This window comes from Streptomyces sp. NPDC059456, from assembly GCF_042750055.1.
Classification (GTDB): Bacteria; Actinomycetota; Actinomycetes; order Streptomycetales; family Streptomycetaceae; genus Streptomyces.
In genome coordinates, this window is record NZ_JBHYVA010000214.1 from 1 (window position 1) to 12,177 (window position 12,177).

The window sequence follows — 12,177 nt, forward strand, 5'->3', positions numbered from 1 at the left end:
GGTTTGTGGTGTGTGTCGTCTGCGGTTGGTTGGGCCTCTTTCTGCTCTTTGTGGCGCCTCTCGCCGATGGCGTGCGGCGGCCGCCCGGCCCCCCCCCCCCCCCCCGGCTCAGGGGTGTTTCTTCCGGCGCCGGGCCGGGCCGGCCAAGGCCGACGGGCCTGGCCGGGTGCCCGGACGGGCGTCCGGGCGAACGCCCGGACGGGTCAGACCAGGCCGAGCCGGACGGCCGCGGCCTCCGCGTCCACCGGAACCGTGACCGGCTGCGGGGCGCCGGCGACCGCCCAGTCGGGGTCCTTGAGGCCGTTGCCGGTGACGGTGCACACGATCTTCTGCCCCGGGTCGACCAGGCCCAGCTCGGCGGCCTTGAGCAGACCGGCCACGGACGCCGCCGAGGCGGGCTCGACGAAGACGCCCTCCTGGGCCGCCAACAGCCGGTAGGCGGCCAGGATCTGGCGGTCCGTCACCTCGTCGATGAAGCCGCCCGACTCGTCGCGCGCGGCGAGCGCGTAGTCCCAGGAGGCCGGGTTGCCGATGCGGATCGCGGTGGCGATGGTGTGCGGCTCCTTGACGACCTCGCCGCGCACGATCGGCGCGGAGCCGGAGGCCTGGAAACCCCACACGCGGGGCGTACGGGAGGCCAGGCCGTCGGCCTTGTACTCCTTGAAGCCCTTCCAGTACGCGGTGATGTTGCCGGCGTTGCCGACGGGCAGCACGTGGATGTCGGGGGCGTCGCCGAGCGCGTCGACGATCTCGAACGCGGCCGTCTTCTGGCCCTCGATGCGCACCGGGTTGACGGAATTGACCAGCGCGACCGGGTAGTTGTCGGACAGCGCGCGGGCCAGGTCGAGGCAGTCGTCGAAGTTGCCGTCCACCTGGAGGATCTTGGCGCCGTGCACGAGGGCCTGGCCCATCTTGCCGAGCGCGATCTTGCCGCGGGGCACGAGGACGGCCGAGACCATCCCGGCGCGCACCGCGTACGCGGCGGCCGACGCGGAAGTGTTGCCCGTGGAGGCGCAGATGACGGCCTTGGCGCCGTCCTCCTTGGCCTTGGAGATCGCCATGGTCATGCCGCGGTCCTTGAAGGACCCCGTCGGGTTCGCGCCCTCGACCTTGAGGTGGACCTCGCAGCCGGTGCGCTCGGAGAGCACCTGCGCGGGGACGAGGGGAGTGCCGCCCTCGCGGAGCGTGACCACGGGAGTGGCGTCCGTCACCGGCAGGCGGTCCCGGTACTCCTCGATGATGCCGCGCCACTGGTGGGTGCGATTGCTGCTCATGGGTCCTTACTCCCCTTCAACACGCATGATGCTGGCGACACCGCGCACGGTGTCCAGCTTCCGCAGCGCCTCGACGGTCCCGGAGAGGGCGGCGTCGGGTGCGCGGTGGGTGACGACGACGAGGGAGGCTTCGTTGCCGACCCCGTCCGGACGTCCTTGCTGACGTACGGTATCGATCGAGACACCGTGCTCCGCGAACGTCGTCGCCACCTGGGCGAGCACGCCCGGCTTGTCGGCCACATCGAGGCTGATGTGGTACCGCGTGACGACGTCGCCCATGGGGCTGACCGGCAGCTGGGTGTACGCCGACTCACCGGGCCCCGTTGCCTCGGCGAGCTTGTTGCGGCATACGGCGACGAGGTCGCCCAGGACCGCCGACGCGGTCGGCGAACCGCCCGCGCCGGGACCGTAGAACATGAGCCGCCCGGCGGCCTCCGCCTCGACGAAGACGGCGTTGTACGCCTCGCGGACGGAGGCGAGCGGGTGGCTGAGCGGGATCATCGCCGGGTGCACGCGGGCGGTGACGGACTCCCCGTCGGCGGCGCGCTCCAGGATCGCGAGGAGCTTGATGGTGCAGCCCATGCGCTTGGCGGAGGCGAAGTCCGCGGCGCTGACCTCGGTCATGCCCTCGCGGTACACGTCGTCGAGGCGCACCCGGGTGTGGAAGGCGATGCCGGCCAGGATCGCGGCCTTGGCGGCGGCGTCGTAGCCCTCGACGTCGGCGGTCGGGTCGGCCTCGGCGTACCCGAGGGCGGTGGCCTCGTCGAGGGCCTCCTGGTACCCGGCGCCGGTGGAGTCCATCTTGTCGAGGATGAAGTTCGTCGTGCCGTTGACGATGCCCATCACCCGGTTGATCTTGTCGCCGGCGAGGGACTCGCGCATCGGGCGGACCAGCGGGATGGCGCCGGCGACGGCGGCCTCGTAGTACAGGTCCAGCCCGTGCCGCTCGGCCGCGGCGTGCAGGGCCGCGCCGTCCTGGGCGAGCAGCGCCTTGTTCGCCGAGACGACGGAGATGCCGTGCTCGAAGGCGGTGGTGATCAGGGCGCGGGCGGGCTCGATGCCGCCGATGACCTCGATGGCCACGTCGATGTCGCCGCGTTTGAGCAGGGCGGTCGCATCGGTGGTGATCAGGGCCGGGTCGATGCCCTCGCGCACCTTGGAGGGGCGGCGCACGGCCACGCCGGCGAGCTCGACGGGCGCGCCGATCCGGGCCGTCAGATCGTCGGCGTGCGTCGTCATGATGCGCGCCACCTCTGAGCCGACCACTCCACAGCCCAGCAGCGCCACCTTCAGCGGACGCGTACGCATCATTCGACCTACGCCTTTCGATCTTCCATCACCGCCCGGCGCGCGGTATTGCGCGCCAGGGTCTCAACCAGTCTCACTCAATGGACAGCACTTTCCATCCTCGGTCCATTGAGTGAGACACGCTTGGGCACCCGGTCACCCGGCGACATCCATTTTGGGGGTCCGGGGGCTTTCCGCAGAAATATGTGGATCATCCCAGGTCGAGGCGCAGGAGATCTTCTTCCGTCTCGCGCCGGACGATCACCCGGGCCTGACCGTCGCGAACGGCCACGACGGGCGGGCGCAGCGCGTGGTTGTAGTTGCTGGCCATGGAGCGGCAGTACGCCCCGGTGGCGGGTACGGCCAGCAGGTCACCGGGCGCCAGGTCGGCCGGCAGGAAGGCGTCCTTCACCACGATGTCGCCGCTCTCGCAGTGCTTGCCGACGACGCGGACGAGCATGGGCTCGGCGTCGGAGACGCGGGAGACGAGGGTGACCGCGTACTCGGCGTCGTAGAGGGCGGTGCGGATGTTGTCGGACATGCCGCCGTCGACGGAGACGTACGTGCGCAGCCCTTCGAGGGGCTTGATCGTCCCGACCTCGTACAGCGTGAAGGCGGTGGGCCCGACGATGGCCCGGCCCGGCTCGACGGAGATCCGGGGCGCGCGCAGCCCGGCGGACTCGCACTCCCGGGCGACGATCTCGTGCAGGGCCTTGGCGATCTCGTGGGGCTCGCGCGGGTCGTCGGAGGAGGTGTACGCGATGCCGAGGCCGCCGCCGAGGTCGATCTCGGGCAGCTCGACGCCGTGTTCGTCGCGTACGGCGGCCAGCAGCTGCACCACCCGCTTGGCGGACACCTCGAAGCCGGCCATGTCGAAGATCTGCGAGCCGATGTGGGAGTGGACGCCGAGCAACTCCAGGCTGTCGTGCCCGAGGGCGCGGCGCACGGCCTCGGCGGCCGAGCCGTCGGCGACGGCGATGCCGAACTTCTGGTCCTCGTGCGCGGTGGCGATGAACTCGTGGGTGTGCGCCTCGACGCCCACGGTGACGCGGATCTGCACGGGCTGGCGCACGCCCAGCTCCCGGGCGATGTGCGCGACGCGGGCGATCTCCTGGAAGGAGTCGAGCACGATCCGCCCGACGCCGGCGGTGACGGCGCGGCGGATCTCGCCCTCCGACTTGTTGTTCCCGTGGAAGGCGATCCGCTCGGCGGGCATCTCGGCGGCGAGGGCGGTGGACAGCTCCCCGCCGGAGCACACGTCGAGGTTGAGTCCCTCTTCCCTGAGCCACTTCACGACGGCCTTGGAGAGGAAGGCCTTCCCGGCGTAGAACACGTCGGCGTCGGGCCCGAAGGCGTGCGCCCAGGCCCGGCAGCGGGCCCGGAAGTCCTCTTCGTCCATGAAGTAGGCGGGCGTCCCGAACTCCTCGGCGAGGGCGGTGACGTCGATGCCTCCGACGGTCGCCACCCCGTGCTCGTTGCGGCGCACGGTCCGGGACCAGACCTTCTCGTCGAGCGCGTTGAGGTCGGCGGGCGGCGGGGAGTAGTGCCCCTCGGGGAGGACATCGGCGTGACGGGGCCCGGCGGGGTGCGCGGAACGGCTCATCGGTATCTCTCTTCGCAGATCACAGGCAGTCGGGTGCGGCTATGCCGAGCAGGTCCAGGCCGCCGGCCAGCACCGTCCCGGCGGCTTCGGCAAGAGCCAGCCGGGCGCGGTGGGCGGCCGAGGGTTTCTCGTCGCCCTTGGGCAGGACGCGGTGGTGGAAGGCGAGCAGCTCGTCGGCGGCACGGACGAGGAAGCGGACGACCTGCTCCGGCGCCCGGTGGTGCGCGGCGGACTCCAGGACGAGGGGGTAGTCGGCGAGGACCTGCGCGAGCGGGCCGCCGTCCGGGACCTCGCCGGGCTCGCTCCCGAACCCGAGCAGGGCGGCGTTGCGGACGAGCGCACGGCTCCTGGCGTGGGCGTAGCGCACCCGGAAGAACTCGTTGGACTCGTCCTGCACGAGCAGGCGGCCGGAGAACGCGGGGCTCTCGTGCGGTGCGACGCAGAGCATGGCCCAGCGGGCGGCGTCGTTCCCGTAGAGGCGGACGACATCGCCGTCGCGCCGGGCGACGGGGGCCGTCTTCGGGGCGGCTTCGCCGATGCCCATGCCCTGGCCGGCCCGGATGCGCAGCACGGCCTCGGCGACGACGAGCGCGCGCGGCCCGGCGGCGCGGGACCCGTACGCCGTCCCCCGCTCCCGCACCTCGCGCACGACGCCCTCGACGGACACGGGGTCCATGACGAAGTTGAGGAACCCGGGACCGGTCACCTCGACCCGCTCGATGCCGGGTACGGCGCCGAGCCGGCGGGCCAGGACCCCGGCGACGTCGCGGGGCGGGCGTCCGATGCTCTTGGCGACGTGGAAGGCCACGGGGGTGGCGTAGTCCCCCACTCCCCCGGGCCGGGTCCGCTCGACCACGACCCGCTCGGGCACACCGACCCCGGCGGGCAGCTCCCCGTCCTCGACGGCGCAGCGCACGGCGCGCACGACGGTACGGGAGAGGTCGGCGGGGATCACGGGACCAGCCTAGGGGAGAAGCCCACCCATCCCGCGAACGGTTTCGCCATGTGAACAGCGGTCGCCGCTGCCCTCTCCCGCGCTACCCTCGCCCGCTGCCTCTCTCGCTGTCCTCTCCCCGCTACCCCCGCCCGCGCCCGGCCGGGGCACCGCCCTTCCGCTCGCGCCGGTCCTTGCGCTCGACGAGCCGGCGTACGACCCGCACGAGCTCGGCGGGCTCGAAGGGCTTGGCGAGGAACGCGTCGATCCCGGCGTCGATCCCGGACTCCACCTCGTACTGCGTACAGGCGCTGACGATGGCGACGGGCACGTGCCGCGTCCGCGGATCGGCGCGCAGCTGCGCGGCGGTCCCGAACCCGTCCAGCCGGGGCATGACCACATCAAGGGTGATCACGTCGGGGCTCACGCGGTGCACGACGTCCAGACACTCGGCACCATCGTTCGCGGTCACTACCTCGAAGCCCTCCAGCTCGAGATTGACCTTGATCAGCTGCCGGATGACCTTGTTGTCGTCGACAACAAGAACCCGGCCCGAGGCGCCTGGCACAACTCGAGAGTAGGTCCGCCTAAGCCCCCGCGTCCGGGTTTTTGCCACTTCCACCCCCTCCGGGCGACCCACGTCCCTCAGGCGCGTAATCGGTTCCTGATCACCCCGCGGAAGCTGGTAGTGTTCAACCCGTCGCCGCAACGCGAACGACGCGCCCCCGTAGCTCAGGGGATAGAGCAACGGCCTCCGGAGCCGTGTGCGCAGGTTCGAATCCTGCCGGGGGCACTTCGCAGGAAGTGCCCAAAGACCCCGCCATCAGCGGTAACGCTGAGACCGGGGTCTTCGCGTGTGTGCGGCCGGATGCGGCGCCGTGCGCGGCAGGGGTGGTGCTTTGTCTTCCCGGCTGATCTTCGGTCCGCCGGCCCTTGAGGCGTTGCGCCTGTCGACTCGGCAGCACCTCCGTGCTGTTGCCGCTCCGCCCGCGTCGGTACCGTTCCTCGGGCGGCTGCTTCTGCGGCCTCCTCATTTCTCTTTGTAGTGGGGTTTCGTACACGCGTAGGGTTCCCGCAGGCCAAGTCGAGGCCACGGCGAGAGGTGGGGGCGGGCATGCGCGGCGAGAGGCACGATGAGCCGCTGTCGGACGAGGAGTTGGAGCTCTTCTTCCAGTACCTGCATCGCTATGCGAACCACGATCTCGACCAGTGGCTGAACCTGCGGGTGGGGGACGAGGGCTTCCCGGTCTACGTCGCTCTCAGCAGAGCGCCGCTGCCCGGGGCCGACCCGTCCTCCTACCGTCGGCCATGAGGCATGCATCCACACCCGGGGAGCCCGGCATGACGAACGAAGCCCCCGCATGTCCCGAGTGCAGCCTGGCCCTGAGATTCGGCGGGCTCGTGCTCTGCCGGCGCGAGGACGACGGCCAGCGGACCTGCCGGTCGCTGTGGAAGTGCCCGGGCCGTCATGTGTGGTGGCGCTGGGCCGACCGGCCGGACGAGCCGCTGGAAGCCTGCCCCGTGCCTGAGCTGTTCCGCTGACGTCCGGCGTGGCTGCCGGTGCGAGCGGGCGCGGGGCCGCTCTAGGGCGGGACGAGTTGGGGTCTACCGGGGTGTGTCATGGTCCGGTCCGCTTATCGGCGTTGACGAGGAGGCGGGATGGTTACGGGGACCGGGCTCGTGGAGCGGGCGGCGGCGTTGGCCCAGCTGGGGCGGCGGCGGGCGCGTGATGCGGAGGAGCAGCGGCGGCTGACTCCCGATGTGGTGGCGCGGATGCTGGAGGCGGGGTTCGCACGGCACTTCGTGCCGGCCGCGCAGGGCGGCGTGGAGGGTACGTTCGCGGAGTTCGGTGCGGCGGTCGCCGCCGTCGCCGAGGGCTGCGCGGCCACCGCGTGGTGTGCTTCGGTCGCGTCGAGCCTGGCCCGGGTGGCCGCCTGCCTGCCGGCGGACGGGCGGGCGCAGGTGTGGGCCGAGGGGCCCGACGCGTTCGTCGTGGGCTCGCTCTCCCCCCTCGGCAAGGCCACCCCGGCGCCGGGCGGCTGGCGCGTGTCCGGGTCCTGGGCGTACATCAGCGGCGTCGACTACTCCGACTGGGCCGTGGTGTGCGCGATGCTGCCCGGTGACGGGGGTGCGCGGCTGTTCGCGCTGCCGCGCACCGAGTACGCGATCAAGGACACCTGGACCGGGTCCGGGATGAGGGGTACCGGGAGCAATACGGTCATCGTCGATGACGTGTTCGTGCCCGAGGCGCGCAGCATCAGCCGGCAGTCCCTCTTCGACGGCCGGCCGGCGGATTCGTCGGCGGCCTGCCACGCCGTGCCGATCCAGGCCGTCAACGGGCTGTCGTGTGCGCCCGCCGCCCTCGGTGCCGCGCGCGGGGCGCTCGCGCTGTGGACCGCCGACACCGCGCAGCGGCTGGCGCGGGGTGCGGGCCGGCCGGGGGTTCCCGGTCCTGCCCGGAGCACGTACGAGGCGGTCCTGACCCGCAGCGCCGGTGAGATCGACGCTGCGATGCTGCTGCTGGAGCGGGCCGCGGCCGTCGCGGACCGGGGCGTACGGATCACGCAGGAGGAGACGGCCCGCAACGTACGCGACTACGCGCTGGCCACCGAGCACCTCGTGAACGCCGTCAACCGGATGTTCGCGACCGCCGGGACCTCCGGGCACACCACGGAGAGCCCGCTGCAGCGCGCCTGGCGCGACGTCAACTCCATCGCCACGCACATCGCGCTGACGTTCGATCCGGCCTCGGCGCTGTTCGCGTCCCGGTCGTTCGCCCCCTGACCCCGGCCCTGACCGGCCTTCGCCGGCCTGAGCGGCCCTGACCGGCCCGAGCGGCCCTGATCGATCCAGACGAAATACTTCCGTTTGCCTTGGAGCGCACTCCAGCACCTAGCGTCGTGGGCAGACGGTCCCCAGCCCAGGAGGCAGCAGCATGACCAACGTCCCCACCCGGTACTTAGGCGAACTCGCGGTCTCCGCGCAGGGCCTGGGATGCATGGGCATGAGCCACGGCTACGGAGCCACGGACGACGCGGAGTCGATCGCGACCCTGCACCGCGCCCTCGATCTCGGGGTGACCTTCCTGGACACCTCCGACTTCTACGGCAGCGGCCACAACGAGGAACTGATCGGGCGGGCCGTCGCCGGGCGCCGCGACGAGGTCGTGCTGGCCACGAAGTTCGGCTTCGCCAACCGTCTGGGCGACCCCACCCTGGTGCGCGGTGACGCCGCGTACGTGCGGGAGGCGTGCGAGGCGTCGCTGCGCCGCCTCGGGGTCGACCACATCGACCTCTACTACCAGCACCGCGTCGATCCGAACGTGCCGATCGAGGAGACCGTCGGCGCGATGGCCGAGCTGGTGCAGGCCGGCAAGGTGCGCCACCTCGGCCTGTCGGAGGCCGGCGCGCAGACCATCCGGCGGGCGCACGCGGTGCACCCGATCGCCGCCCTGCAGAGCGAGTGGTCGCTGTGGTCCCGGGACCTGGAGGCGGAGGTCATCCCGGTGTGCCGGGAGCTCGGCGTCGGGGTCGTCCCGTACGCGCCGCTCGGGCGCGGCTTCCTGACCGGCCGGTACGGCTCGGTCGAGGGGCTGGCGGAGACCGACGTACGGCGGGGCCACCCGCGCTTCGCCGACGGCAACCGCGAGCGGAACCTGGCGATCGTCGCGAAGCTGGACGAACTGGCCGCGGCGAAGGGGGTCAAGGCGGGGCAGCTCGCGCTGGCCTGGGTGCAGCACCGGGGTGACCACGTGGTGCCGATCCCCGGCACCCGGCGGCAGAGCTATCTGGAGGAGAACCTCGCGGCCCTGGCCGTCGAGCTGTCCCCCGAGGACCTCGCCGCCATCGAGGCCGCCGCGCCGCCGGAGCAGATCGCGGGCACCCGTTACGACGCGACCGGCCTCACCTTCGTGAACGGCTGAGCCTTCACCGGCGCCGCACCGCACCACGGCACCGCGCCACGGCACCGCACGACCGGCGCCGCACGACCGGCGCCCCGCCACCGGCGCCCCGCCACCGGCCCGCCCGTCTGCTTCCGAGCAGGCGGGCGGGCCTGCGTGTATGAGATCTTCATGTCCGCTCGTGCCGCCGTCACTGGTCACTCGTGCGACGGTACTGCGAAGCTGGATTCATGGAATTCGGAGTTCTCGGACCACTCGAAGCCCGCCTGAACGGCATGTCCATCGTGCCGACCGCCGGAAAGCCCCGGCAGATCCTCTCGCTGCTCGCCATCCGTGCGGGCCGCGTCGTACAAGTGGAAACGCTGATGGCCGAATTGTGGGGCAACGCCATTCCCCGCAGCGCCGCCACCACCCTTCAGACCTACATTCTCCAACTGCGCCGGAAACTGACGCAGGCCGGTGTGCAGCAGCAATTCGGGCGGAGCGCCAAGGACGTTCTGGCGACCTGTTACGGCGGCTACCGGCTCGCCCCCGAGGAGTTCTCCCTCGACCTGCTGAAGTTCCAGCAGCTGGTGCGCGTCGGCGGCCGGACCCTGGCCGAGAACGACCCCCGGACGGCGTCCGACCAGCTCGGCCGCGCCCTGGACCTGTGGCGCGGGCCCGCCCTCACCGACGTCCCCGTCGGGGAGGTCCTCAGCACCGAGGTCATCGGCATGCAGGAGGAACGCGACTGGGCGCTGGAGATGCGCCTGGAGGCCGACCTCAGCCTCGGCCGGCACGCCGAGATCATCGGCGAACTGCGCATGCTCGTGAGCCAGCAGCCGCTGCACGAGACCCTGTCCGCGCAGCTGATGACCGCCCTGTACCGGGCCGGCCACCCCTGGCGCGCGCTCGACGCCTTCCAGGCGCTGCGCCACGCGCTCATCAAGGAGCTGGGGGTCGAACCGTCGCCGCGGCTGCAGCGGCTGCACCAGGCCATCCTGGCCAACGACAGCGGCCTGCAGGTCCCTTCCCCCACCCTGCATGCCCTCTCCGCCTAGCCGGCGCCCCCCACACCGGCGGGGGGGGGCGGGGGGCCGGGCGGGGCCGCGCCCGCCGCGGGCCCCGGGGACGGCCCGCCGGAACAGCCGGTGAGCAGCAGGGCGCCCGCCAGCAGCGCGGTCACGGACATCGGCACTCTGCCGTGGGGGCTGACGCCCACCGGACACCTCCTGGAACGATGATCTGGTCAATGCGCCGCGATCGTAGCCCAGTCGTGCGCGGACGCCCCCGGGAGGGACGACGGCTCCCGTCACCGGGGCCGCGCCCATCGCCGCAACGACCAGGGGCTATCGCCCGGTTGGCCGGCCGGGGCCGCCGCCCTCCCGGCCGTACGGGCTCCGGCACCGGCGGGTACGCGCGGCCCCCCGCCATGCCGTGGCCGCCCGGTCCCCGGCCCTTCGCCCGTTCCGCCGTACACGGCCCCGCCCCGCCGCGGCCGTGTACGGCGGCCGTCCGCATGCCGTCCCGGCGGCGGGCCCGTCAGGGAGCGCCCGTGCCGGCCCGGGCGAGGGCGACGACGCCCGCGCAGATCAGCGCCACGCCCAGCAGCTGCGGCAGCAGCCACCAGCCCGCCCGCAGGTGTTCCTCGTACAGGGCCACGCCCAGCGCGATGCTCACGCTCGCGTCGCCCAGCGTCAGCGCGGGCTGCGAGGCGACCAGCGGACCGCCCTGCATGGCGTGTTCGAGGAGCAGCAGGGCGCAGATGCCGGTCGCGCCGAACGCGTACGTCTGCCATGCCGTCAGGAACCCGACGATGCCGTTCTCGGTCAGCACGTACACGGAATGCTTCATCAGGGCGGCGGTGAGCGCGTAGCAGACGGCGGTGGCCGCGCCCCCCCGCCCGCCCCGCGCGCGCGCCCGCCGCCGGGGGCGCCCCCCCCCCCCCCCCCCCCCGCCCGGGGCGGCCCCCGGCGGGCGGCGCAGCCCGGCCACGGCCAGGCCCGCGACCACGGCCGCGCACACCGCGAGCGCCGGGACCCACCGGTCGACCGGTACGTGCGTCCGGTTCCCGGCGGGTGCGGCCGCGGCCAGCGCCACCCCGAGCCCGGCCACCACCCCCGCCACGGCCAGCCACAGCGCCCCCGGCAGCCGCCGCCGCGTCAGCAGGGAGGCGATCAGCAGCGCGAGCGGCAGCTCCAGTACGAACAAGGGCTGTACGAGCACCAGCGCGCCGGTGGCCAGCGCCGCGGCCTGCCCCACCCCGGCCGCGATCACGGCCAGGATTCCGGCGACCCACACGGGCCGCCGCAGCAGGTCCAGGACGAGGCCGAACCGGAAGCCCTTGCTCTGCGGCACGGTGAGCGCGGCCCGCCGCTGGAGCACCGTGGCCAGCGCATTGCTGAGCGCCGCGAACAGCGCGAAGAGGACCGGCAGCACGACGCCCATCCGCCGATCCTCAGGGCGTCCGCGGCGGGCGCGGCCCGCCGACACGCCCCGCGGCGCCGATTGCGCACGTCCGGTCCCCCCGGCAGGGCGCGCTCAGCGGGGGCGGGCGGCCCGGTCGAGGGCGAGGGCCGCCAGGGCCTGCGGGGCGCCGTCCTGGCCCCGGATGCCGGGGAAGGCGTTGACGTCCACGATCAGCGGGGTGCCGGCGCCGGTGTCGATGAGGTCCACCCCGTACACGTCGAGCCCGAACACCTCGCCGGTCCGGCGGACCAGGTCCGCCCAGCCGGGCGGCAGTTCGGCCGGGGACAGCGGCCGCGTCGGACCCCGGCCCCCGGGCGCGAGTTCGGAGCGGCGCAGCGCGGCGAAGACCCGGTCGCCGACGGCCCACAGCTTGTGGTCCCAGCCACTGTTCGGCGCGAACTCCTGCACCACGACCGGCTCCTGCGGCCAGGCCCCGGCGAGCTCGCGCAGCCGGGCCGCGTCGTCGACGCGGGCGACGAGGTCGTGGCGGCGGCTGTGCCGGCTCTTGACCACGAGGGGCGGGCCGGCGAACGGCGCCCCGGCCGCCCAGGCGGCGAGGGAGCCGTACGTACGGGTGCCGGCGAACGGCAGACCGGCGGACAGGGCGAGCTCCGCCATCGCGGTGCGGTCCTGGCAGAGCGTGGTCGCCGCCGCGGAGTTCAGCACCGGGGCCCCGCGCCGCTCCAGCTCCCGCGCGAGGCCGAGCGCCCGCGGGGTCCGCGCCTTGAGC

The 12,177-nt window shown here is 73.2% G+C and carries 12 protein-coding genes and 1 tRNA gene; 6 read left to right on the plus strand and 7 right to left on the minus strand.

Features of this window, described 5'->3' with window-relative positions; genetic code table 11:
• Positions 1 to 203 precede the first annotated feature (203 nt).
• The 5 genes from thrC to ACFXA3_RS20025 form a co-directional block, all read right to left on the minus strand.
• On the minus strand, positions 204 to 1,274 hold the full coding sequence (gene thrC, locus ACFXA3_RS20005) for a threonine synthase (RefSeq protein WP_385188453.1): 1,071 nt from the start codon (positions 1,272 to 1,274) through the stop codon (positions 204 to 206).
• A gap of 6 nt (positions 1,275 to 1,280) precedes the next feature.
• Entirely contained in the window at positions 1,281 to 2,585 is a 1,305-nt protein-coding gene (locus ACFXA3_RS20010) for a homoserine dehydrogenase (protein ID WP_385188455.1), read from the minus strand.
• A gap of 187 nt (positions 2,586 to 2,772) precedes the next feature.
• A complete protein-coding gene (gene lysA, locus ACFXA3_RS20015; protein WP_385188457.1) occupies positions 2,773 to 4,164 on the minus strand; it encodes a diaminopimelate decarboxylase in 1,392 nt (463 codons plus the stop codon).
• A gap of 19 nt (positions 4,165 to 4,183) precedes the next feature.
• Positions 4,184 to 5,119 carry an ArgS-related anticodon-binding protein NrtL gene (gene nrtL / locus ACFXA3_RS20020; RefSeq protein WP_385188459.1) on the minus strand — a complete coding sequence of 312 codons (936 nt, stop codon included), beginning with the start codon at positions 5,117 to 5,119 and terminating at the stop codon, positions 4,184 to 4,186.
• A 121-nt stretch (positions 5,120 to 5,240) separates the two neighbouring features.
• Positions 5,241 to 5,666 carry a response regulator gene (locus ACFXA3_RS20025; RefSeq protein ID WP_385188461.1) on the minus strand — a complete coding sequence of 142 codons (426 nt, stop codon included), beginning with the start codon at positions 5,664 to 5,666 and terminating at the stop codon, positions 5,241 to 5,243.
• A 153-nt stretch (positions 5,667 to 5,819) separates the two neighbouring features.
• Between ACFXA3_RS20025 and ACFXA3_RS20030 the strand changes: the two genes are divergently transcribed.
• The 6 genes from ACFXA3_RS20030 to ACFXA3_RS20055 all read left to right on the plus strand — a co-directional run bounded on the left by ACFXA3_RS20030 (position 5,820) and on the right by ACFXA3_RS20055 (position 10,039).
• Positions 5,820 to 5,891 (plus strand) — tRNA-Arg (locus tag ACFXA3_RS20030).
• Between the two features lie 321 nt (positions 5,892 to 6,212).
• Positions 6,213 to 6,410 (plus strand): hypothetical protein, encoded by a 198-nt coding sequence (locus ACFXA3_RS20035; RefSeq protein ID WP_385188463.1) that lies wholly within the window; start codon positions 6,213 to 6,215, stop codon positions 6,408 to 6,410.
• A 29-nt stretch (positions 6,411 to 6,439) separates the two neighbouring features.
• Entirely contained in the window at positions 6,440 to 6,640 is a 201-nt protein-coding gene (locus ACFXA3_RS20040; RefSeq protein WP_385188464.1) for a dehydrogenase, read from the plus strand.
• Between the two features lie 117 nt (positions 6,641 to 6,757).
• Positions 6,758 to 7,882 carry an acyl-CoA dehydrogenase family protein gene (locus tag ACFXA3_RS20045; protein ID WP_385188466.1) on the plus strand — a complete coding sequence of 375 codons (1,125 nt, stop codon included), beginning with the start codon at positions 6,758 to 6,760 and terminating at the stop codon, positions 7,880 to 7,882.
• Positions 7,883 to 8,033: 151 nt separating this feature from the next.
• On the plus strand, positions 8,034 to 9,020 hold the full coding sequence (locus tag ACFXA3_RS20050; RefSeq protein ID WP_385188468.1) for an aldo/keto reductase: 987 nt from the start codon (positions 8,034 to 8,036) through the stop codon (positions 9,018 to 9,020).
• 209 nt (positions 9,021 to 9,229) lie between these two features.
• Entirely contained in the window at positions 9,230 to 10,039 is an 810-nt protein-coding gene (locus ACFXA3_RS20055; protein WP_385188470.1) for a BTAD domain-containing putative transcriptional regulator, read from the plus strand.
• 481 nt (positions 10,040 to 10,520) lie between these two features.
• On the opposite strand, the gene ACFXA3_RS20060 is transcribed toward ACFXA3_RS20055, so the two are convergent.
• Together ACFXA3_RS20060 and ACFXA3_RS20065 are read right to left on the minus strand one after the other, a co-directional pair.
• The gene (locus ACFXA3_RS20060; RefSeq protein WP_385188471.1) at positions 10,521 to 11,426 is read right to left on the minus strand and encodes a DMT family transporter; all 906 of its coding nucleotides are present in this window, start codon (positions 11,424 to 11,426) and stop codon (positions 10,521 to 10,523) included.
• 93 nt (positions 11,427 to 11,519) lie between these two features.
• Positions 11,520 to 12,177: RimK family alpha-L-glutamate ligase (locus ACFXA3_RS20065; RefSeq protein ID WP_385188473.1), on the minus strand; the 658-nt coding region annotated here is incomplete at its 5' end.

What these genes read in the sequence shown, in the direction of transcription:
- ACFXA3_RS20045 (WP_385188466.1), top strand. Translation starts at nt 6,758, where the DNA reads ATGGTTACGGGGACCGGGCTCGTGGAGCGGGCGGCGGCGTTGGCCCAG.
- ACFXA3_RS20055 (WP_385188470.1), top strand. Translation starts at nt 9,230, where the DNA reads ATGGAATTCGGAGTTCTCGGACCACTCGAAGCCCGCCTGAACGGCATG.
- ACFXA3_RS20040 (WP_385188464.1), top strand. Translation starts at nt 6,440, where the DNA reads ATGACGAACGAAGCCCCCGCATGTCCCGAGTGCAGCCTGGCCCTGAGA.
- ACFXA3_RS20035 (WP_385188463.1), top strand. Translation starts at nt 6,213, where the DNA reads ATGCGCGGCGAGAGGCACGATGAGCCGCTGTCGGACGAGGAGTTGGAG.
- thrC (WP_385188453.1), bottom strand. Translation starts at nt 1,274, where the DNA reads ATGAGCAGCAATCGCACCCACCAGTGGCGCGGCATCATCGAGGAGTAC.
- ACFXA3_RS20060 (WP_385188471.1), bottom strand. Translation starts at nt 11,426, where the DNA reads ATGGGCGTCGTGCTGCCGGTCCTCTTCGCGCTGTTCGCGGCGCTCAGC.
- ACFXA3_RS20010 (WP_385188455.1), bottom strand. Translation starts at nt 2,585, where the DNA reads ATGATGCGTACGCGTCCGCTGAAGGTGGCGCTGCTGGGCTGTGGAGTG.
- ACFXA3_RS20050 (WP_385188468.1), top strand. Translation starts at nt 8,034, where the DNA reads ATGACCAACGTCCCCACCCGGTACTTAGGCGAACTCGCGGTCTCCGCG.
- lysA (WP_385188457.1), bottom strand. Translation starts at nt 4,164, where the DNA reads ATGAGCCGTTCCGCGCACCCCGCCGGGCCCCGTCACGCCGATGTCCTC.